This is a genomic window from Kitasatospora sp. NPDC091276 (genome assembly GCF_040684355.1).
GTDB lineage: Bacteria > Actinomycetota > Actinomycetes > Streptomycetales > Streptomycetaceae > Kitasatospora.
Genome location: NZ_JBFBFU010000025.1, coordinates 37,542 through 57,534 on the forward strand (window position 1 = coordinate 37,542; position 19,993 = coordinate 57,534).

A 19,993-nucleotide genomic window follows, 5' to 3' on the forward strand; every position below is an offset into this window, starting at 1 on the left:
TCTATGCTCACGGCCATGGCTAACCGTCAACTACAGGAGCCGACCCGGCTCGTGCTCACCGCGCTCGCCGATGCCCCGCGGCACGGCTACGCGATCGTCCAGGAAGTCCTGGCCATCTCCGACGGCCGGACCAAGCTGCTCACCGGCACCCTCTACACCGCGCTGGACCGGCTCCTCCAGCAGGGGCTGATCCGGATCGACCACGAGGAGGTCGTCGGCGGCCGGATGCGGCGCACCTTCGCCCTCACCGAGGACGGCCGGGATGTCCTGGGCGCGGAGACGGAACGGCTGCGGGCCGGAGTCGTCGAGGCCGAGCGCAGGCTCGCGCTCGGGCGGGGGCCGCGTCTCGGGGCGCTCCGGCTGAGCGGCGGTGCGGCATGACCGCGCAGCAGGCCGGGGCGCTGCCCGGCAGGCTCCCGCTGATCGGCATCTACCCCGCCGCCTACCGGGCCTCGCACGGCGAGGAGATCGCCGCCGTCTTCGCCGAGTCCGTCGAGGGCGCCGACCGGCGCACCGTGCTGCGCGAGTGGGTCACCCTGGCCGCGCACGCCGCCCGGCTGCGGACCCGGCTCAGCTCCGGAGACCCCGCGGGCCGGGCGCTCGCCGGCGCCGCGCCGTACCTGCTGGCCGGCGGGGCGGCGCTGGCCTTCGTCCAGCTGGTGATGACCTTCTTCGTCGCGGACACGCGCTTCGAGCTGATGGGCCTGCACACCACGGCCGCGACCGCGGTGGGCGCGGTGCAGGCCGCCCCCTGGGTCCTCGCGCTGCTCGGCGCCGGCCTCGGGCACTGGGGCGCCGCCCGCCTCCTGGTGCTGGTCGGCGTCCTCGCCCGGATCGGCGCCGCGGTCGGCTACGCCGTCCACCCGGCCGGGGTGCTCTTCCTGTCCCTCCATCAGCTGCCCCTCTGGCTCCTGCTCGGGGTGCCGCTGCTCATCGCCCCGCCCGACGGCGTCGACCAGCGCGTCCGCGCCCGGGTCGGGACGGTCGTCGCGGCGGCCGTCATCGCGCTGCCGATGAGCGCGCTCGTCCTCGCCTGGCCCTGGCGCGACCTGGGGGACTACTCCGAGGTCATCTTCCCGCGCAGCACCCGGATGCTGCTCGACGCGTCGTCGGCCTGGCCCGCCGTGGTGATGGCGACCGCCTTCTTCGTCCACTTCGCCGCCCGCCGGCCCGACCGGCCGCGCGCCGTCGGCGTGGCGCTGGCCGCCCTCCCCTGGGCGGTCATGCTCCCCGCGCCCTACTACTTGGCACTGCCGCGCGACCTCGCCGACCTCGGGCGCAACCTCGCGGTCGTGGTCGGCCTGCTGGCCGTCGCCGCCGCCCTCGCCGCGTTCGGCCGCACCCTGGCCGCCTCCCGGAAACCGGAGCCGATCGAGCCGGCCTGACCGCGGGGGCGGCGCCCCGAACCGACCGCCGGTGTCGGGCCGGCCGGTCCGAGGATCCCCGAGTCCCTTCTTCCGGAAGGGGCTCGGGGATCCTTCGTCGATGGCGGGGCGGCCCGGCGCGGTGTGGCGTGGATCACGGCAACGGGTGGCGGCGGCGGGACAGGAGCTGGTGTGGAGAATTCGATACGCGCCCGGGTGCGCGCTGGGGACGCGGCGGCGTTCGGGCTGGTCTTCGAGGACCACGCCCAGGCGGTGTACCGGCACGCCGTGCGGATGACCGGGGACTGGGCCGTCGCCGAGGACGTGGTCTCGCTGACGTTCCTGGAGGCGTGGCGGCTGCGCGCGCGGGTCGATCCCGAGGGGGAGAGCCTGCGGCCGTGGCTGCTGGGGATCGCGGGCAACGTCATCCGCAACACCCGTCGGGCCGCGCGGCGCCACCAGCGGGCGCTGGCCAAGCTGCCGCCGCGCGAGGCGATGCCGGACTTCGCCGGGGAGTTGGCGGGTCGGATCGCCGACGCCGAGGAGCTGGCCGCCGCGAAGGCCGCGCTGGAACGGCTGCGGCCGGCGGAGCGCGAGGTGTTCGCGCTTTGCGTGTGGGAGGGCCTGGACCACGCGGCCGTCGCCGAGGCGCTGGGCCGGCCGGTGGGGACGATCCGCTCGCGGTTGTCGCGGGCCCGGGCCCGGCTGCGGGAGTTGACGGCGAAGGAGCTCGCCGCGTCACGGTCCGAGCGCTCGGGAAGAGGTGGGCAACGCCCGGGCGCCGGCGGACAGGTAGCAGGTGACCGCGACCTCGCGGTCCGGCCGTACAAGGAGACGACCCGATGAACGCCACCCCCCGGGACCGGTCCGAGCAGACCGAGCGGGAGGAACTGGTCCGGCTGCTGCCGGCCCCGGCGGCCCCGGAGCTCCCCCCGGGCCGCCACCTCCTGCTGAAGGAACACCTGATGGACACCGTCACCGACAACTCCCGGCGCACGGCCCGGCGGCGCAGCCTGGCGCTGCGCCTGGCCCTCCCGGCGGGCCTGGCCGCCGCCCTGGTCGGCGCCCTCCTCGCCACGGGCCCCGGCCGCCCCGCCCCGGACGCCCGGCACCAGGCCGCCCAGCACCCGGCCGACGGCACCGGCCACGCGCTGGGCCGCGTCGACAACGCCGCGTACACCCTCGAAGGCGGTGACGACCTCGTCAAACTCACCATCCTGGAGCAGTACAAGCCGGTGGACCCGGACCAACTGCAGCGCGACCTGGACCGGTTCGGGATCCCCGCCCGGGTCTACGCCGGCCAGCCCGGTTGCCGCGCCCCCGAGCCGGAGACCCCGGACAACCAGGAGGGCCAGGACAGTTGGGACATGCATACGGAGGGCGCCGGCCCGCTCGTCCTCACCGTCCGCCCCCGCGCCGTCCCGGCCGGTCTCAAGCTCTTCATCTACCTGCCCTTCGCCGGGACCGACCCCGCCCACAGCTCGCGCGAGATGCACACCGGCCTCATGCGGAGCCCGGGCCCGGCCTGCATGCCGTCCAAGGTCTACTTCAACCCCCTGGCGAGTCTGATCCCGACCCCGCCGCACTGAGCGGCTGACGGCTGACGGCTGACGACCGGCGGCTGACGACCGACGGGTGCGCGGCGGCAGCGGTAGCCGGCGGAGGCAGGCCGAGGCAGGCGATGGCAGGGGTGTCCGCCCGGGGCCTGCCGGGGGGTGTCGCCGGACGGGCCGGCGGGTGCGGGGCTGCGGTCCGGGATGCGCCGGCGCGGTGCGCCGGAGGACGCACGGGGCGCGGGGGCCGCGGCTGGGGAAGCGCTGTGCACCGCTTGACCGGGGGGCGCCGGGGAGGGCGAGGGGCACCGGGGAAGGGGCGCCGGGGGCGCCCTGGGAGAGGGGCGCCGGGGAAGGCGGGGCGGATCAGGTGGTCGAGCCTCTTCGGAGGTGCTGGAGGCAGTCGGCGATCTCGGCGGGGGTGGAGGGTCCGAGGGCGTCGGCGAGGCGGCCGTGGTGGAGGAAGACGACGCTGTCCGCGCACGCGGCGGCTTCCGGGTCGGTGGTGACGAGGACCGCCGTGAGGTCGAGGGCGCGGACCGCGCGGCGGAGTGAGGCGCCGATGGCGCGGGCGAGTTCGGGCGAGTCGTCGTGGCCGGGGGTGTCGACCAGCAGCAGGCGCGGGGAACCGGCCAGCAGCCGGGCCAGCATGGCGTTGTGCTGCTGGACCCGGCCCAGCCTCCGGAGCGGCCGCCGCCAGCGCCACAGTCGGGTGATCCGACTGATCTGCCAGGCCTGGCGGCGGCCGAGTGCGGAAACGCCCGGATCGACGAATTCACGAACCGTCACATTCGGGTGGACGGGCTCGTGTTGGCCCCAGAGCGCGCCGACGGAACCCCGTTCACCGTCGGCCCAGTGGACCGTTCCGGTGGACGGGGTGGTGACGCCGGCCATGCACTCCAGGAGTGCCGTGGTGCTGGCGCGTTCGTCTCCCATGACGGCACAGAAGCGGCCTTTTCGTACGCCGAGTGAGAACTCGCGCAGGACCGCTGTGGGACCGTTCGTGCCCGGGTGGATTTTCGACACGTTTTCCAGCGTGACGGCACAGTCTGGGGCGGCTTCCCGCTCAGCTGGTCCACCTCCCATCATGAATCCGCTCCCAGGCTTCCGTAAATGATGCGTGCGGCGACAAGGCATCGTGCTTGCATGCCCAGAACCTACTCGCTCGTAATGGGTTTAGGCCATGCTGCCCGCATCCGTATGTATGGTGCACTTTCCTAGACCATCCGTGTCAGATCGAGATCGCTCCTCGGGGCGTGTTGCGGGTTCGTTACTTCGGGAATCGTCGGTATAGGGCGAATTGTCAGACCAACGGATCCCCACGAAGAAGAGCCCCGCCCAGGGGGGTCAGGGTGTGGTGCACTTTGTTGAGCGAGCGCAGGGTGGTGATAAGTCCGGCCGCCCGCAGGACGGCGGTGTGCTGGCTCGCGGCGGCGGTGGAGATGCCCACCAGCTCGCCGACCTCGGTGGTGGTGCAGGTGGTCGTCAACACCTGGAGGACGGCCGCCCGGGTGCGCCCCAGCAGGGCCCCCAGGGCCTGGTCGCCGTCGGGCGCCGGGTCCCACAGGTTCTCCCGGTCGCGCGGGACGGGGATCGGGTAGAGCAGCAGCAGGGGCCGGTCGCCCTGCTGTTCGACCAGGATCGGCGACCGGGAGAACAGGAACAGCGACGGCGCTATCTCCAGGCCGGTCGACTCCAGTTTGATGTCGTGCCCCGTCCCGGGGACCTCCAGCACCGGGGGACGCCAGCGGATCGCCGGGTGCAGGGTGCTGAGCAACTGGTCGACGCCGCCGCTCATCATGATCTGGGCCCGGGCGTTCCGGTCGACTTCGAGCAGGGTCGACACCTGGCTCCAGTAGGGCTCCACGGCGATCCGGTGGAATGTCTCCAGATCGCGCAGAACCCGCGGTCGGAATTCGTTCCCGGATCCGGCCGCGGAGGAGTTTTCGAGAATTCTGTAGAGATCCGGGAAAGGCCGTACGGTGCGGGCGAGTTCGGCCAGCGCCCGGCCGTCCCGCTCACCCGCGACCCGTCGTCGCCAGGAATGGAAGACGGGGCCTCCGCCGCCCGTCGCGAAGGTTTCGAGGGCGCACAGCGCCTCTCGCATCGGATCCAGATGAGCGGCCGACGATACTTTGGCCAGGCTCGCCGGACTGAAGAATATGCGTCGCATTGCTGTTTTCCCCCTTGAAGTTCCGATGCTGTCGCGATCGGAGGTCATCGGTCTCAGGCCGGCATCGCTGCCGCTTCGATCACGCCCTCGGTCGCACAGTTCGGTCCGTCGGGGAGAATGGGGTAGAAGAGCGTCGGTCCGTCGGCAATGGTGTGGTCGTCCACCAGGACCGGGGAATCGGGTGCCAGGAAGTAGGACGGCGCAATGGTCAGCCCGACCTCCTCCAGTTGCACGTCCTCGTTCTGTCCGGGTATCTCCAGCGAGCAGGTGGAGAGCCGGACGGTCGGGTGAAGGGTGCTCAGCAGGCCGCGCGCGCCGCAGTCCTGGAGGATTTCCAGTCGCTTCTTCCGGTCGCTCTGGACGGTGAGGGAGATCACGTCCCAGTGCGGGGCGACCATGATGCGGTAGAAGGACTCCAGGTCCCGGAGCAGGCGCAGGTCGGCGCCGTTCCCGGAGTGCCGGGCGCGCCGGACCATGATGTCCATGTCGGGGAACGGGCGGATGGTCCGGGCGAGTTCGACGAGCCGCTGGGTGGACCCGAGCCGGTGGGTGGGACCCAGCCGGCGGGCCGGCCCCACGGGGCGGGTCTTATGCCATCGGAGCCGGCGTTTCGCCTGGCGGTGCCGGGAAGAGAGCAGGTCCAGGGCGAAGAGTGATTCGCTGACCCAGTCCGGGGTCGGCATGATACGCGTTCTCAACAGGCTTGCCGACGTGAAGTGCAGACGTGGCACGAGTCCCCCATGAATGCCGTTGATGTAGGCGGGTCGGGAGCCGGGATCCACGGTGAGGTGGATGGTCGATCGTGCGTGACCGCATCTTCGACATGGCCATGCCCGTTCCCGTACCGACTACGCTACGTGGCGCTTTAGGGGGGTGACAGTCGAGTCTTCGCCAGTTCGAAGGTGCAGTTCTCTGCACCTGATCCGGATAGCGGACTCGACTCGGTTCGACCGCCCCCTGAGGGGTCGTGTGACCCGTGGGGCGGTTGGGGAGAGAGGGGTCTGTTGGGGCCGGAGTCGCGCCGGACGTGGGTCCGCGCTCTCGGCCTACCTGCCAAGAGCGCGGAAGTTCCTCAGGCGCGGATTCGATCTGCTCGTCAGATCGTGATAAGCACGTTGATCAGAACGCCAACGGCGACCACCGCGAGGACGACCCAGGGCCACATCGGGCGTTCCTTAGTGGGCTTCCAGCCGGTCGAATCGGGCATGACTGCTCCTGGCTTGTATTGGTACGGGGAGATTTACGGCCGGGCCCCCCGGAAGACGGGGGACCCAACGAGGGGCCCGGCCAAGGGAATCGGTGGGGGAACTGTTAGTGCCCTGTTCACCGATTCCGGTCTGTGGTCACCGTGCGCGCTCCGGGAGGCTCAACGGTGACGCTGGTTCGGAAGCCCAGTCATCACGGGTAGTCGTGGTGGTCGAGGCAGGTCTGGCGCAGTTCCTTGATGCGGTCGTTCTGCTCACCGATGTAACCGACCACGGTGCGCACCGCACCCTTCTCGCGGATGTCGGCGTTGCGCATCTTGTCGGCGGTCGACTGGATCGCATTGCGGAGCTTGTCGTCCCCGGCCTGCTTGGCCAGCCCGTCGAGCTCGTCGGCCCGGTCGCGCATCTTCTTGCGGGCCTCCTCCACGTTGTCCGGGAACGGATCGGTGAAGGTCTTGCCGAAGATCTTCGCGCACAGCTCGATCCGGTCGGCGGCCTTGGTACTGACCTGGCAGGCGGATGTTCCGGCGCCGACCAGGAGGACGGCGGCCAGGGTCAGCACGACCGTCCTGCTCCGCCGGCGTCCGGGTTCGGTCCCGTGGCTCCTGCGCATCGGGTACATGCTTCCTCCCTGGGTCCCGTGGGATCCGATGATCTTCTGCCCGTCGTCCCGGCGTTGGTTCCGCCTTCGATGACTCCATCCTGAACCCGGGCGCCGCCGATTTCATGGGGGCTTACTTCCGATCCGAGGTGCAGTTCTCTGCACCTTTCTTCGTGCACGTGATCGCCTGTGCTGGGCGTTTTCGCACCGGCTTAAAGACGTGGTGGGCGGTGGGTGGCGCCATGGAGGCTGAGGTCCGTACGGCCGGGACGGCATGCGGTGGCCGGGGTTCCGCCCCAGGGCCGTGGCGCACGGACAGCGCAGGGGAGAGAGGGACGACGATGGGCCCAGCACGGACACTCGCGGAGAAGCTGTGGGAGCGCCACGTCGTGGCGTCCCGGCCCGGCGGACCGGACCTCCTCTACATCGACCTCCACCTCACCCACGAGGCCACCTCCCCGCAGGCCTTCGACGGGCTGCGGCTGGCCGGCCGCGGCGTCCGGCGGCCGGGGCTGACCCTGGCGCTGGAGGACCACAACGTCGCCACCACGGCGACCGCGGTGCTCGACCCGGTCAGCCTGGTCCAGCTGGACACGCTGCGCCGCAACTGCGCCGAACAGGGCGTCGAGCTCTACTCGGTCGGCCACCGGCGGCAGGGGATCGTGCACGTCGTCGGACCCGAACTCGGCCTGGTGCAGCCCGGCATGACGATCGTCTGCGGGGACAGCCACACCGCCACGCACGGCGCGTTCGGCGCGCTCGCCTTCGGCATCGGCACCAGCGACGTGGAGCACGTCCTGGCCACCCAGTGCCTGGAGATCGGCCGGCCGCGCACCCTGGCCGTCGAGTTCACCGGCCAACTCCCCCCGGAGGTCGGGGCGAAGGAGATGATCCTCGCGCTGATCGCCCGGATCGGGGCCAACGGGGCGCAGGGCCACCTCATCGAGTACCGGGGCGACGCGGTGCGCGGGCTCTCCATGGAGGCCCGGATGACGCTCTGCAACATGAGCATCGAGGCCGGCGCCCGGGCCGGGATCGTCGCACCCGACGAGACCACCCTGGAGTACCTGCGCGGCCGTCCGCACGCCCCCGCCGGGGCGGACTGGGACGCCGCCGTCGCCGACTGGTCCACCCTGGCCACCGACCCCGGCGCCGTGTTCGACCGGACGGTCGTGCTCGACGTGGGCGGGCTCACCCCGCTCGTCACCTGGGGCACCAACCCCGCGCAGACCGTGCCGCTCGCCGCCGCCGTGCCCGACCCGCAGACCTTCACCGACCCGCTCGAACGCGCCTCGGCGCAGAAGGCGCTGGCCTACATGGGCCTGCGGCCCGGGACCTCGATGCGGGACCTCGCGATCGACGTCGTCTTCGTCGGCTCCTGCACCAACGGCCGGATCGAGGACCTCCGCTCCGCGGCCGGGGTGCTGCGCGGGCGCACCGTCGCCGGCGGCACCCGGATGCTGGTCGTCCCCGGCTCGATGCAGGTGCGGGCCGAGGCCGAGGCGGAGGGGCTGCACGAGGTCTTCCTGGCCGCCGGCGCCGAGTGGCGGCTGCCCGGTTGCTCGATGTGCCTGGGGATGAACACCGACCGTCTCGAGGGTGTCGAGCGCTGCGCCTCCACCTCGAACCGTAACTTCGAAGGCCGCCAAGGGGCGCGGGCCCGCACCCACCTGGTGTCGCCCGCGGTCGCCGCCGCGACGGCGGTGGCCGGGCGGCTCGCGGCCCCGGCCGACCTGGCCTGACAGCGCCGGCCCGGCCGGAGAGAGGACAGCTGAGTATGGAACCCTTCGTCGAACACCACGGTCGCGCGGTCGCCCTGCGCCGCGACGACGTCGACACCGACCAGATCCTGCCCGCGGAGTACTGCAAGCGGGTCACCAAGAGCGGCTACGAGGACGCGCTGTTCGCCCGCTGGCGCGCCGAGGACGGCTTCGTCCTGGAGCAGCCGCGCCACGCGGGCGCGACGGTCCTGCTGGCCGGCCGGGACTTCGGCATCGGCAGCTCCCGCGAGCACGCCGTCTGGGCGCTGCGCGACTGGGGGTTCCGCGCCGTCGTCGCCACCGGCTTCGGCGACATCTTCCGCCGCAACGCCCTCAACAACGGCCTCGTCCCGGTCGACCTGCCGACCCCCGTGGTCGAGGAGCTGATGGACCTCGCGGAGTCCGCCGAGGGCCTGCGGCTCACCGTGGACCTGCGGGCCGGCCTGCTGCGCCGGCCGGGCGGCGAGCACCCGTTCACGGTCGACGCGCGGGCCCGGGCCCGGCTGCTCGAAGGGCAGGACGTGATCGCGGAGACCCTGCTCAGGAGCGGGGACATCGAGGCGTACGAGGCGGGCCGCCCGTCCTGGCTGCCCGAGATCCCGCGCGGCGCCTTCGACCGGGCCGAACAGCGGCTCCGGGGCGAAGCGCCGCTCCAGACCGAACAGCGGCTCCGGACCGACGCCGCGGGAGTGAGCCGATGAGCGCCACCACGCACCATGACACCCCGGCCCGCCGCGCCCTGGGCGCCGAGCGGGTGGCCGGGCTGCCCGGCGGGGGGCTGGCCGCGCTGCTGCTGGAGGGGCTGCCGCCGGACACCGTCGACCTGGCGGTCGGCACCCCGGCCTACCCCGACACGCCGCCCGGGCTGGTCGAGGCGGCGGTCGCCGCGCTGCGCGCCGGTGTCCACCAGTACCAGGACCCGGCCGGGTTGGCGCTGCTGCGCGAGCGGATCGCCGCGGCCCTGCCCGGCGCCCCGGACCCGGGCTCCGAGATCACCGTCACCGTCGGCGGCAGCGAGGGGCTGGCCGTCGCCCTGCTCTCGTTCGTCGACCCCGGCGACGAGGTGATCGTGTTCGAGCCCTTCTACGAGAACTTCCTCAGCGCCATCGCCCTCACCGGCGCCCGCCCGCGCCCGGTCCGGCTGCGGGAGCCCGACTGGAGCGTCGACCCGGACGAGCTGGCCGCGGCCTTCGGACCGCGCACCCGCGCCGTCATCGTGAACAGCCCGGCCAACCCGACCGGCGTCGTCCTGGAGCGCGGCACCCTCGACCTGCTCGCCGAGCTGTGCCGGCGCTGGGGCGCCGTGGTGATCTCGGACGAGGTGTACGCCGGGTACGTCTACGAGTCGGCCGGCTACCGCTCGGTCGCCGAGATCGAGGGCCTGGCAGACCGCTCCGTGGTGGTCGGCAGCCTCTCCAAGAGCCATGCGATCAGCGGCTGGCGGCTCGGCTTCCTGCGCGCGGCGCCGGAGCTCACCGCCCTGCTGCGCAAGGTGCACGTGGCCACCACCGGCGGCGCTGCGGCCGCGCTCCAGCACGCCGCGGCCAACGCGGACCTGCTGCTGCCGGAGCGCTGGGACCACGCGGCGGGGATGCGCGAGCGGCGCGACCGGACGGTGACCCTGCTGCGGGACGCCGGATTCGACTTCACGCCCCCGGCCGGCGGCTGCTACGTGCTGGCCCGGATCGACGGGCTGACCGACGAGCCCAGCCCGCGCTTCGTCCGCACGCTGCTCGCCGAGACCGGTGTGCTGGTGGCGCCGGGCACCTCGTTCTTCGTCGATCCGGCCGATGGCGAGCGCTACGTCCGGATCGCCTTCAACCGTCCACTCCAGACCCTCGACACCGCTGCCGAGCGGCTTCGCGCCCGCAGCCCGCAGAAGGGAGTCACTCCGTGACAACCGCCATCAGCATCTCGACCGAAGCGCGGCACGACGGACTGGTCCTCGGGATCACCGCCGAGACCGCGGGCAACCGGCTGGTCGACCTCGGCAAGGAGCAGGGGGAGTTCATCCGCCAGCGGATCACCGAGCACGGCGCGGTCGTGCTCAGCGGCTTCGACTGGCAGGAGTGGCCGGAGCTGGACACCTTCGTCAACGCCGTCGTCGGCCGGCCGCTCGACTACACCGAGCGCTCCTCGCCGCGCACCGAGCTGCACCCCGGGGTGTTCACGGCCACCGACCACCCGGCGACCGAGGAGATCTTCCTCCACACCGAGCAGTCGTACAACCTGAACGTCCCGCGCTACCTGTTCTTCTTCTGCCGCCAGGAGTCGCCCGACGGCGGCGCCAGCCTGCTGGCCGACTGCCGCGCCCTGCACGCCGGGCTGCCCAGGGAGACCGCCGAGCGGTTCGAGCGCGAGGGCTACCTGCTCGTCCGTAACTTCCGCCCCGGCCTGGGCCTCTCCTGGCAGGAGGCGTTCGGCACCAGCGACCCGGACGAGGTCAAGGCCTACTGCGACGCCAACAGCATCGAGCTGGAGTGGCTGGAGCGCAACCACCTGAGGACCCGTCAGCTCCGCTGGGCCGTCTCCACCCACCCGGAGACCGGCGTCCGCTCCTGGTTCAACCACCTGACCTTCTTCCACGCCCGCACCCTGCGCGAGGACGTCGCCGACTTCCTGCTGGAGGAGTACGGCCCGTGGGGGATGCCCACCAACACCTTCTACGCGGACGGCAGCGAGATCCCGGACGAGGTCGTCCGGCAGCTCCAGGCCGCCTACCGGGCGCAGCAGATCGACGTCAACGTGCACACCGGTGAGGTCCTGATCGTGGACAACATCAGCGTGGCGCACGGGCGGGCCCCCTTCGTGCCGCCGCGCGACCTGTTCGTCAGCATGGCCGGGGCGCACGCGTGGTCCGAACTCCGCCCGGTGGAGCGGACGTCGGCGCCCGCGGTGGCGCTGCCGACCCCGCCGCAGTGACCTCGGGCAGTACGACGGCCGATGCCGCCGTGGCGGCCGAGCCGGGCCCGCCGCCGCTGTCCCGCAACCGCGAGTACAACGTGCTGTGGACCGCGAACATGGTCTCCCAGCTGGGGGCGCAGGGCACGCTGATCGCGTACCCGCTGCTGGTGCTCGGGCTCGGCGGCTCCGCCTTCGAGGCCTCGCTGGCCGAGTTCGCGATCGCCGGGTCGCGGGCGCTCTCGGCGCTTCCCTCGGGGGCGCTGGCGGACCGGGTCAGCCGCAAGACGCTGATGCTGGTCTCGGAGTTCGGGCGGGCCGTGGCGCTGGGCCTGCTCGCGCTGCTGGTGGCGATCGGGCACGCGCCGCTGGCGGCCATCGTGGTGGTGGCGGTGGTCGAAGGGGTGTGCACCTCGCTGTTCGGCACCGCCGACCAGGCGCTGCTGCCGAGCGTCGTGCCGTCCTCGCAACTCGCCGACGCCGTCACCCGCAACACCGCCCGCTACTACCTCGCGACCATCGTGGGTCCGGGGATCGGCGGATTCCTGTACGGCGTCCAGCGGTTGCTGCCGTTCGTCGCCCAGGCGGTGACCTCGGCGATCGCCTTCGTCACGCTGCTGTTCCTGCGGCTGCCGGCGCCGGCGCCGGCACCCGCACCGGCGTCGTCGCCGGAGGACAAGGGCGAGGGCGGGGGCGCGGACCGGGCCGAGAGCGCGTTGCAGGCGATGGCGTCGGGGCTGCGCTGGCTGCGCGGCAACCCGGCGGTGCGGGCCACCGTGCTGTTCGGCACCGCCTTCAACCTGGTGTTCAGCGGCCTGCTGATCGCCGTGGTGGTGATGGCCCAGCAGGACGGGCGGTCCGGTGCCGAGGTCGGCGCCATCGGCGCCCTGGTCGGCGCGGGCGGCGTGTCGGGTGCGCTGGCGGCCGGGCGGCTGCGCCGCTCGCTCTCGCCGTTCACGGCGCTCATGGTGCTGACCTGGGCCTCCGCGGTGCTGGTGCCGCTGCTCGCGGTGGTGCCGACCGGCTGGCCGGCCGGGCTGGTGCTGGGGGCCGCCGCGTTCCTCGCGCCCACCGCCACCGCTCTGGTGGCGGGTCATCAGATGATGGTCACTCCCGATGAGATGCGCGGCCGGCTGGCCGGTCTGATCGGGGTCTCGATGGGCGCGGGCGCGGCGCTCGGCCCGCTGCTGTGCGGGCTGCTGCTGGAGACCGTGCACGCCGTGCCCACCGTGCTGAGCTGTGCGGCGGCGTTCCTGCTGATCGCACTCGGCGTGGCCGTCACCCCCGCGGTCCGCGCCTTCCCCGCCCTGCCCGACAACCGGTAGCAACCGTCCGGGAGTTGAGGAGGGGAAGCGGAGAGGGGCGGCGCCCGACCGGCGCCGCCCCTCTCCGCGTGTCGTCCTTCGGCCGTTCAGGCCCGCAGGTAGGTGAGCACGGCGAGCACCCGGCGGTGGCCGCTGTCCGGCGTGGGCATGTTCAGCTTGGCGAAGATGTTGCCGATGTGCTTGTTCACCGAACTCTCCGCGATGAACAGCATCTCGGCGATGGTGCCGTTGTTGCGGCCCTCCGCCATCAGCGCCAGGACCTCGCGCTCGCGCTGGGTCAGCGAGGACAGCGGGTCGTCGCCGGCCCGGCGGACCATCAGCTGCGAGATGACCTCCGGGTCCATCGCGGTGCCGCCGTCGGCGACCCGCTCCAGCGCGAGCAGGAACTCCTCGGCGCGCCCCACCCGGTCCTTCAGCAGGTAGCCGACCCCGGAGGCGCTCTGCGCCAGCAGCTCCGTCGCGTACGCCCGTTCGACGTACTGCGAGAGCACCAGGACGGGCAGGTTGGGCAGTTGCTTGCGGGCCTCGACGACGGCGCGCAGGCCCTCGTCCCGGAACGTCGGCGGCAGCCGGACGTCCACCACGGCGACGTCCGGGCGGTGTGCGAGCAGCGCGGGCAGCAGGTCGTCCCCGTTGTCCACGGTGGCGCACACCTCGTGCCCCTCGCTGTTCAGTAACAGGACCAGCCCCTCACGGAGCAGGGCGTTGTCCTCGGCGATCAGGATCCGCATGGAATCTCCACCTTCAGTACGGTCGGGCCCCCGGGCGGGCTGAACAGGTCGGTGGTGCCGTCGAAGGCGGCGACCCGGCGCCGGAGTCCGAGGATCCCGCTCCCCGTGCCCTCGGTGGCGCCGCCCTTGCCGTCGTCCTCGACCCTGATCGAGATGGCGTCCGACGCGATCCGCAGCCACACCAGCGCGCTACGCGCCCCGCTGTGCTTCGTGATGTTGGTGAGCGCCTCGGAGATCACGAAGTAGGCCGCGGCCTCGGCGGCGGCGGGCGCGCGGGGCGCCGCGCCGGCCGACTCGTCGATGTCTATCCGGGTCGGGACCCCGCACAGCGCGGTGAGCGCCCGGACGGCGTCGGTCAGCCCGCGGTCGGCGAGCACCGGCGGGTAGATGCCGCGGACGAGGTGGCGTAGCGACTCCAACGCCTGTTCGGCGAGGTTCTGGGCCGCGTCCACCATCTCCGGGACCTGCTCGGGCCGTTGGCCGAGCGCGCGCTTGATCATGCCGAGGCGCAGCGAGACGGCGACGATGCCGGCCTGCGCCCCGTCGTGCAGGTCGCGTTCGATCCGGCGCAGTTCGGCGTCGTGCGCGTCGAGCGCCTCGGCGCGGGTCACGGAGAGTTCGCGGACCCGCTGCGCGAGCGCGACCCGGGGGCGGGCGGTCAGCAGCCGGCGGGACATCCGGGCGTGCACGAGGGCCAGCCCGCGCATCGCGGCCATCGCCACCACGGCGTAGCCGATGCCGATGAACACCGCGACGAAGGACTTCAGCCACGAGTCGACGTTCATCAGGATGATCGAGTTGCGCTCGCCCGACGCGAGCTTCCACCACACCGGTGCGGACAGCCAGTTGAAGGCGTTGCCGCAGATGCTCAGGGCGAAGATGCACAGGGCCGAGCCGACGACGCCGTGGGTGATCACCCAGAGCAGGTCCTTGCGGACGGCCGGGTCGCGCAGGGAGGGCTTGCGGGGGCCGGTGCGGCCGGGTTCCAGGTCGCGGTAGGGCGTGCGGACCTCGGTCTCCAGCAGCCGGCCGACCCACCGGCGGTGGACCTCGGCGTACCTGCGCAGCACCCGCAGTGTCCTGGGCAGCAGCAGGAAGCCCGTTCCGACCAGGCAGAGCGCGAAGATGATGGCGATCAGGTAGAACAGCAGCAGCCCGGCGAGTCCGGTCATCAGGCAGAGCAGGACGTAGCCCGCGGCCGGAGGGAAACGGATCACCGTCTGGCGGACCCACTGCTCGGGCTGTAAGCGTCGCAACTCGGCAATGCTGGGGGCGCGCACGGCTCCTAAAACCCTCCGAGTCGTCATCCCGATCACCCTACCACCGTCCCAAATGCGGCGGTGGGTGGCACTTTTCTGCACCATCGACTCTCCAGTTCGTGCCCTGGTTCCGTACCTGCTCCAGGACTTACCTTCGTGAACGTCAAGTAGTGCGTGCGAGTGGTGGAGGCCGGAAGTGAGCAGAAAGGGACGCGGAGCGCGGACGGAGGAGTTCCAGGGCGCGGCCGCGGAGGAGGAGTACGCGGCGCCGCCGCGACCGGACGGCAGTGCCGCGCTGGACGCTCACTGGGTCGTCCGCCTCGACGGGGTCCGGAAGACGTACGGCAAGGGCGCCGGGGCCGTGCACGCGCTGCGCGATCTGTCCCTCGCCTTCGCCCGGGGCACCTTCACCGCGGTGATGGGCCCGTCCGGGGCGGGCAAGAGCACCTTCCTGCACTGCGCCGCCGGGCTGGACCGCCCGGACGCCGGCTCGGTGGTGCTCGGCGGTACCGAGCTGGCGCAGCTCAGCGAGGTCGATCTGACCATCATGCGCCGGGAGCGGGTCGGCTTCATCTTCCAGGCGTACAACCTGATGGCGGCGTTGACCGTCGCGGACAACATCACCCTGCCGCTGATGCTGGCCGGCCGCCAGCCGGACCACCAGTGGTTGCAGCAGGTCGTGACGCAGGTGGGTCTCGCCGACCGGATGAGCCACCGGCCCTCGGAGCTGTCCGGCGGCCAGCAGCAGCGGGTGGCCATCGCCCGGGCGCTGGCGGCGCGGCCCGAGGTGGTCTTCGCGGACGAGCCGACCGGCGCGCTGGACACCCGCACCGCCAAGCAGGTGCTGACGCTGCTGCGCGAGGTCGTGGACAGCCTCGGACAGACGGTGATCATGGTGACCCACGACCCGATCGCCGCCTCCTACGCGCACCGCGTGGTGTTCCTCGCGGACGGGAGCTACGCGGAGGAGATGACGCATCCCACGCCGGACCGGGTGGCCGAGCGCATGACCCGGCTGGGGGAGTGGTGAGACGTGTTCAGGCTCGTCGTACAGACCGTCAAGGAGCGTAAGGCCGGGTTCGTCGGGGCGTTCGTCGCCCTGTTCGGCGCGTCCGTGCTCGTCACGGCCTTCGGAATCATCCTGCAGTCCGGCATCGGCAACGGGGTGCCGGTCCAGCGCTACTCCGGCGCTGCGGTCGTGGTCGGCGGTCAGAAGCACTTCACGGTCCACGAGGCCAAGAAGAGCAAGTCCAAGGACCTCAAGGACGCCGTCGGCGTCCCGATCGACCTGGTCGACAAGGTCGCCAGGACCGAGGGCGTCGACAAGGCCGTCCCGGTGCTCACCTTCCCCGCGCAGGTCGTCTCCAACGACGGCGAGGAACTGGTCAAGGGCGCCGACGACCGGACGTCCAACGGCACCAACTGGGGCGCGGCCGCGCTCGGCCCGTACGACCGCAACGGCGACGAGCCGAAGCGGGCCGGCGAGGTGGTGCTGGAGAAGTCCGTCGCCGACCACCGCAAGGTGAAGGTGGGCGACAGCGTCAAGATCGCCTCCACCCGGGACGCCAGCTCGTACAAGGTCGTCGGCATCGTCACCTACAAGGGCGGGGGCGGGGCGCTGCGCACCCCGCCGGTGTTCTTCTCCGACGACGAGGCGCGCACCCTGTTCGGCCGCACCGACCAGGTGAGCGCCATCGGCGTGCTGGCGCCCAAGGACACCAACGCCGGCAAGCTCGGCGACCGGATCGACAAGGCGCTCAAGGGCTCCGCGATCGACGTCTACACCGGTGACGGGCGCAGCAGCGTCGAGAACCCGGACGTCGCCTCGGCCCGGGGCAGCCTGAAGGAGCTGGCGGGCTCCCTCGGCGGCACCGTCGTGCTGATCACCATGATGGTGGTGGGCAGCACCCTGGCGCTCAGCGTGCACCAGCGCCGGCGCGAGCTGGCGCTGTTGCGCGCGGTCGGCGCGACGCCCAAGCAGATCCACAAGATGATCTCGGGCGAGGCCCTGGTGATCTCGCTGGTGGCCTCGATCCTGGGCTGCTTCCCCGGCATGCTGGCCGCCGGGGTGCTGCGCGGGGCGCTCGGTGCGATCGGCATCCTGCCGGACGACTTCGAGTTCTCCTACGGGCCGATCCCGGCGATCGCCGCGGTCGGCATCGGCGTGATCGCCGCGCAGGTGGCGGCGTTCGCGGTGGCCCGCCGGGTGGTGTCGATCCGGCCGGTGGAGGCGCTCAGCGAGGCCCAGACCGAGCAGCCGGGCATCGGCGGCGCCCGGGTGGCCATCGGGATCCTGCTGTTCGTCCTCGGATTCTGCGCGTCGCTGCTGCCGCTGTTCTTCGGCAGCATCTTCGCGGTGGCCGCGGCCGGCAGCGGCGGCCTGATCATGGTGATCGCGATCCTCATGCTGGCCCCGCCGGTGGTGGCGAAGGCGACCAGGCTGATGGCCGCGCCGTTCCAGCGCCGGTTCGGGACCCTCGGGTTCCTGGCCGTGGCAAACACCCGGGCCAACGCCCGGCGGCTGGCGGCCGGCATCGGCCCGCTGATCCTGGCGATCGGCTTCGCCTCGGTGCAGCTGTTCATCCCGACCACCACGTCGGGTGCGGCCGAGGCGCAGGCCCAGGCGGGCGTCGTCGCCGACTACACGGTGACCAGCGAGTCCGGCGGCCTGCCGGTCACCGCGCCGAAGTTCATCGCCGGCCTGGACGGGGTGGACGCCGCGGCCGGGACGGTGCGGGTGGACCTGTTCGCCTCGACGAAGATGCTCGGCTCGCCGGAGATCTTCGACTACAAGGCGCAGGGGCTGACCCCGGGCAACCTGAGCCGGGTCGTCGACCTGGACGTCTCCGAGGGCTCCCTGGACAACCTGTCCACGGACACGGTGGCGATCAGCAGCGGGGCTTCGGCCACGCTCGGCGCCAACGTCGGCGGCCAGATCAAGGTGCACATGCCCGACGGGCAGACGCTGGAGCCGAAGGTGATCGCCGTGTACAAGCGCGGCCTGGGCTTCGGCGACATCACCCTGTCCTACGACACCGTGCTCCAGCACAGTTCGCGCCGGATGTACGACTCGGTGCTGGTGCGGGCCAAGGACGGCGCCGACAAGAAGAAGGTGATCAGGGAGCTCACCGGGCTCAACGACCGCTACCCCGGGGTGCACGTCCAGGACAAGGGCGGCCTGTCCGCCGCCCAGGAGAAGGCCGGCACGGCCAACCTGTTCGGCAGCGCGCTGCCGCTGGTCCTGGTCTTCGGGTACATCGCGGTGGCCGTCGCCAACACCCTGGTGATGACCACGCTGTCCAGAGCACGGGAGTTCGCGCTGCTGCGGCTGGTGGGCGCGACCCCCGAACAGGTCATGCGGATGATGCGCACCGAGACGCTGATGCTGATCCTGATCGCGGTGGTGGTCGGCAGTCTGGTGCCCATCGTGCCGTTGATGACGGTGAGCATGGGCCTGACCGGGTCCCTGGTTCCGCACATTCCTCCGCTGCTCTACCTGGCGATCGTGGCGGCGACCTCGGCCCTGGCCGCGGCGGCCGTTCTGGTGCCGACCAAGCTCGCCCTGCGCGCCCGCCCGGTGGAGGCCATCGGACTGCGCGAGTAGCTCCGCCCGCACCATTGCCACACCGACCCGCCGATGGGGTCCGCGACCGCGGACCCCATCGGCGTTTTCGGGTTTCCGGGCAGGTCGAACGGCGTTTCGCAGTGCGGCAACCAGGGTCATTCGGCTGCCGCTTAACGACCCTGACCGGCCCCGCCGCCCGGTGTTAGCCTGCATTCACCAGAGCGAATTCCCCTTTTGCGTAATCCCCGTACCGACGAGCCGTGGACGGAACACGGCCGAACGGGGCTGTTGTGCTGCGCCTTTTTCGGATTCCGGTGAATGCGGTGGGTGGGTTTTAGTGAATTCACAGTCATGGCGTGAAAAGGCCGGACGGCTCGCGCGCGAACACGGTGTGCGCTCCCTCCGGTGCGCCTTCTACGACGCCGGCGAACTCCACGTCGCCGAGGCGGGTGCGGAGCCCGGGCCGGCGCCCGCCGCGCCGTTCGCCTCGCTCACCAAGCTCTTCACCGCGACGCTGGCCATGCAGCTGGCCTTCGACGGCGACCTCGACCTGGACCTGCCGGTCGGCGAGTACCTCACCGAACCTCACTTCGCCGAGCTGAGACTGACGACCCGACACCTGCTCAGCCACTCCTCCGGGATGGTCTGCGACGGCCCCGGCGACGGCGGGCTGCGGGCCGCCGTCGCGGCCGGCCCGCTGTTCGCCCCCGGCACCGCGTTCTCGTACTCCAACGCCGGGTTCGCCCTGGCCGGAAAGGTCATCGAGGCCGCCGCCGGGGTGAGTTGGCGCAACGCCGTGACGGACTTCCTGCTCCGGCCGCTGGACATCGAGCCGGCCTTCCTGGCGGCCGGCGAGATCCCCCGCGACCTGGCCCCCGCCGCCGCGATCGCCGGCACCGTCACCGACCTGGTCGCGTTCGCCCGGCTCCACCTGGACGACCGCGACGCCTCGCACGCAGCCCTGCTCGACCAGGAGGCCGTCCGGGAACTGGCCGAACCGCCCTTCGACACCCTCCCGTTCGGCCTGGCCGACGGCTGGGGCCACGGCTGGGCCCGGTACGGCAACGGCGCCGACCGCTGGCTCGGCCTCGACGGCGTGGGCGCGGGCGCCACCTGCCACCTGCGGATCCAGCCGGAACGCGGCACCGTGATCGCCCTCCAGGCCGACTCCGCGGCCGGCCTCGGCGCCTGGCAGGACCTGCTGGCCCAGCTCCGGGCCGAGGGCGTGGACGTCGCCGGCTACGCGCCGGGCCCCGCCGCCGGCGCCGCGCAGGACCTGTCGGACCGCGTCGGGCAGTGGGCCAACGGCGAGACCGTGTACCGGATCCGCCCCGGCGCCGACGCGGCGGACGGCGCGCACCCCGGCGCCACCGTCCTGGTCGACGACGACGGGATGGAGTACGACCTGACCGGCCGAGGCGAGGGCTTCTTCGCCGCCCGGCACCCGCGGCTGCCCGAGGTGGAACACCTCGGCCGCTTCCTGCTCGACCCGGAGACCGGGCGCGCGGACCACATGCAGTTCGGCGGCCGCGTCCTGCGACGCGTCGCCTGAACAG

The 19,993-nt window shown here is 72.3% G+C and carries 18 protein-coding genes; 12 read left to right on the forward strand and 6 right to left on the reverse strand.

What is annotated here, in order from left to right:
* The first annotated feature begins 15 nt into the window (after positions 1 to 15).
* The 4 genes from AB0O19_RS27715 to AB0O19_RS27730 all read left to right on the forward strand — a co-directional run bounded on the left by AB0O19_RS27715 (position 16) and on the right by AB0O19_RS27730 (position 2,953).
* Positions 16 to 381 carry a PadR family transcriptional regulator gene (locus AB0O19_RS27715; protein ID WP_363585158.1) on the forward strand — a complete coding sequence of 122 codons (366 nt, stop codon included), beginning with the start codon at positions 16 to 18 and terminating at the stop codon, positions 379 to 381.
* Positions 378 to 1,385, forward strand: a complete 1,008-nt coding sequence (locus AB0O19_RS27720; RefSeq protein ID WP_363623326.1) for a hypothetical protein — start codon at positions 378 to 380, stop codon at positions 1,383 to 1,385. The genes AB0O19_RS27715 and AB0O19_RS27720 overlap by 4 nt, the downstream gene beginning before the upstream one ends.
* Before the next feature lie 171 nt (positions 1,386 to 1,556).
* The gene (locus AB0O19_RS27725) at positions 1,557 to 2,210 is read left to right on the forward strand and encodes an RNA polymerase sigma factor (RefSeq protein WP_363623328.1); all 654 of its coding nucleotides are present in this window, start codon (positions 1,557 to 1,559) and stop codon (positions 2,208 to 2,210) included.
* Positions 2,207 to 2,953 (forward strand): hypothetical protein, encoded by a 747-nt coding sequence (locus AB0O19_RS27730; RefSeq protein ID WP_363623330.1) that lies wholly within the window; start codon positions 2,207 to 2,209, stop codon positions 2,951 to 2,953. The genes AB0O19_RS27725 and AB0O19_RS27730 overlap by 4 nt, the downstream gene beginning before the upstream one ends.
* 330 nt (positions 2,954 to 3,283) lie before the next feature.
* Here the strand turns inward: AB0O19_RS27730 and AB0O19_RS27735 are convergent, their stop codons facing one another.
* The 4 genes from AB0O19_RS27735 to AB0O19_RS27750 form a co-directional block, all read right to left on the reverse strand.
* Positions 3,284 to 4,054, reverse strand: coding sequence for an ATP-binding cassette domain-containing protein (locus tag AB0O19_RS27735; protein WP_363623332.1), 771 nt, complete (start codon positions 4,052 to 4,054; stop codon positions 3,284 to 3,286).
* Positions 4,055 to 4,220: 166 nt separating this feature from the next.
* A complete protein-coding gene (locus tag AB0O19_RS27740) occupies positions 4,221 to 4,784 on the reverse strand; it encodes a winged helix-turn-helix domain-containing protein (protein WP_363585150.1) in 564 nt (187 codons plus the stop codon).
* Between the two features lie 359 nt (positions 4,785 to 5,143).
* Positions 5,144 to 5,773 carry a hypothetical protein gene (locus AB0O19_RS27745; RefSeq protein ID WP_363623334.1) on the reverse strand — a complete coding sequence of 210 codons (630 nt, stop codon included), beginning with the start codon at positions 5,771 to 5,773 and terminating at the stop codon, positions 5,144 to 5,146.
* A gap of 715 nt (positions 5,774 to 6,488) precedes the next feature.
* On the reverse strand, positions 6,489 to 6,908 hold the full coding sequence (locus AB0O19_RS27750; protein WP_363623336.1) for a hypothetical protein: 420 nt from the start codon (positions 6,906 to 6,908) through the stop codon (positions 6,489 to 6,491).
* 329 nt (positions 6,909 to 7,237) lie between these two features.
* Here AB0O19_RS27750 and leuC point away from each other — a divergent pair, with 329 nt between their 5' ends.
* The 5 genes from leuC to AB0O19_RS27775 are packed head-to-tail and all read left to right on the forward strand — an operon-like array spanning position 7,238 to position 12,882.
* Complete coding sequence (gene leuC / locus AB0O19_RS27755; RefSeq protein ID WP_363623338.1) at positions 7,238 to 8,638, forward strand: 3-isopropylmalate dehydratase large subunit; 1,401 nt, start codon at positions 7,238 to 7,240, stop codon at positions 8,636 to 8,638.
* Between the two features lie 35 nt (positions 8,639 to 8,673).
* Complete coding sequence (gene leuD, locus AB0O19_RS27760; protein ID WP_363585142.1) at positions 8,674 to 9,357, forward strand: 3-isopropylmalate dehydratase small subunit; 684 nt, start codon at positions 8,674 to 8,676, stop codon at positions 9,355 to 9,357.
* Positions 9,354 to 10,553: a pyridoxal phosphate-dependent aminotransferase gene (locus tag AB0O19_RS27765; RefSeq protein WP_363623340.1), complete on the forward strand. Its 1,200-nt coding sequence runs from the start codon at positions 9,354 to 9,356 to the stop codon at positions 10,551 to 10,553. Before leuD ends, AB0O19_RS27765 begins: the two co-directional genes overlap by 4 nt.
* On the forward strand, positions 10,550 to 11,578 hold the full coding sequence (locus tag AB0O19_RS27770; RefSeq protein ID WP_363623342.1) for a TauD/TfdA family dioxygenase: 1,029 nt from the start codon (positions 10,550 to 10,552) through the stop codon (positions 11,576 to 11,578). The genes AB0O19_RS27765 and AB0O19_RS27770 overlap by 4 nt, the downstream gene beginning before the upstream one ends.
* A complete protein-coding gene (locus AB0O19_RS27775; RefSeq protein WP_363623344.1) occupies positions 11,575 to 12,882 on the forward strand; it encodes an MFS transporter in 1,308 nt (435 codons plus the stop codon). Before AB0O19_RS27770 ends, AB0O19_RS27775 begins: the two co-directional genes overlap by 4 nt.
* A gap of 86 nt (positions 12,883 to 12,968) precedes the next feature.
* Here the strand turns inward: AB0O19_RS27775 and AB0O19_RS27780 are convergent, their stop codons facing one another.
* The gene (locus AB0O19_RS27780; RefSeq protein WP_350880992.1) at positions 12,969 to 13,613 is read right to left on the reverse strand and encodes a response regulator transcription factor; all 645 of its coding nucleotides are present in this window, start codon (positions 13,611 to 13,613) and stop codon (positions 12,969 to 12,971) included.
* Positions 13,601 to 14,869 carry a sensor domain-containing protein gene (locus tag AB0O19_RS27785; RefSeq protein WP_363585134.1) on the reverse strand — a complete coding sequence of 423 codons (1,269 nt, stop codon included), beginning with the start codon at positions 14,867 to 14,869 and terminating at the stop codon, positions 13,601 to 13,603. Before AB0O19_RS27785 ends, AB0O19_RS27780 begins: the two co-directional genes overlap by 13 nt.
* 298 nt (positions 14,870 to 15,167) lie before the next feature.
* Between AB0O19_RS27785 and AB0O19_RS27790 the strand changes: the two genes are divergently transcribed.
* The 3 genes from AB0O19_RS27790 (at position 15,168) to AB0O19_RS27800 (ending at position 19,989) form a co-directional block, all read left to right on the forward strand.
* Positions 15,168 to 15,902, forward strand: coding sequence for an ABC transporter ATP-binding protein (locus AB0O19_RS27790; protein WP_063351478.1), 735 nt, complete (start codon positions 15,168 to 15,170; stop codon positions 15,900 to 15,902).
* A 3-nt stretch (positions 15,903 to 15,905) separates the two neighbouring features.
* Entirely contained in the window at positions 15,906 to 18,476 is a 2,571-nt protein-coding gene (locus AB0O19_RS27795; RefSeq protein WP_363623346.1) for an FtsX-like permease family protein, read from the forward strand.
* 298 nt (positions 18,477 to 18,774) lie between these two features.
* Positions 18,775 to 19,989: a serine hydrolase domain-containing protein gene (locus AB0O19_RS27800; protein ID WP_363623348.1), complete on the forward strand. Its 1,215-nt coding sequence runs from the start codon at positions 18,775 to 18,777 to the stop codon at positions 19,987 to 19,989.
* The last annotated feature ends 4 nt before the right edge of the window (positions 19,990 to 19,993 follow it).

Coding starts and splice junctions, on each gene's coding strand:
- AB0O19_RS27750 (WP_363623336.1), bottom strand. CDS start 6,908: ATGCGCAGGAGCCACGGGACCGAACCCGGACGCCGGCGGAGCAGGACG.
- AB0O19_RS27720 (WP_363623326.1), top strand. CDS start 378: ATGACCGCGCAGCAGGCCGGGGCGCTGCCCGGCAGGCTCCCGCTGATC.
- leuD (WP_363585142.1), top strand. CDS start 8,674: ATGGAACCCTTCGTCGAACACCACGGTCGCGCGGTCGCCCTGCGCCGC.
- AB0O19_RS27730 (WP_363623330.1), top strand. CDS start 2,207: ATGAACGCCACCCCCCGGGACCGGTCCGAGCAGACCGAGCGGGAGGAA.
- AB0O19_RS27745 (WP_363623334.1), bottom strand. CDS start 5,773: ATGCCGACCCCGGACTGGGTCAGCGAATCACTCTTCGCCCTGGACCTG.
- AB0O19_RS27765 (WP_363623340.1), top strand. CDS start 9,354: ATGAGCGCCACCACGCACCATGACACCCCGGCCCGCCGCGCCCTGGGC.
- AB0O19_RS27735 (WP_363623332.1), bottom strand. CDS start 4,054: ATGCCTTGTCGCCGCACGCATCATTTACGGAAGCCTGGGAGCGGATTC.
- AB0O19_RS27715 (WP_363585158.1), top strand. CDS start 16: ATGGCTAACCGTCAACTACAGGAGCCGACCCGGCTCGTGCTCACCGCG.
- leuC (WP_363623338.1), top strand. CDS start 7,238: ATGGGCCCAGCACGGACACTCGCGGAGAAGCTGTGGGAGCGCCACGTC.
- AB0O19_RS27780 (WP_350880992.1), bottom strand. CDS start 13,613: ATGCGGATCCTGATCGCCGAGGACAACGCCCTGCTCCGTGAGGGGCTG.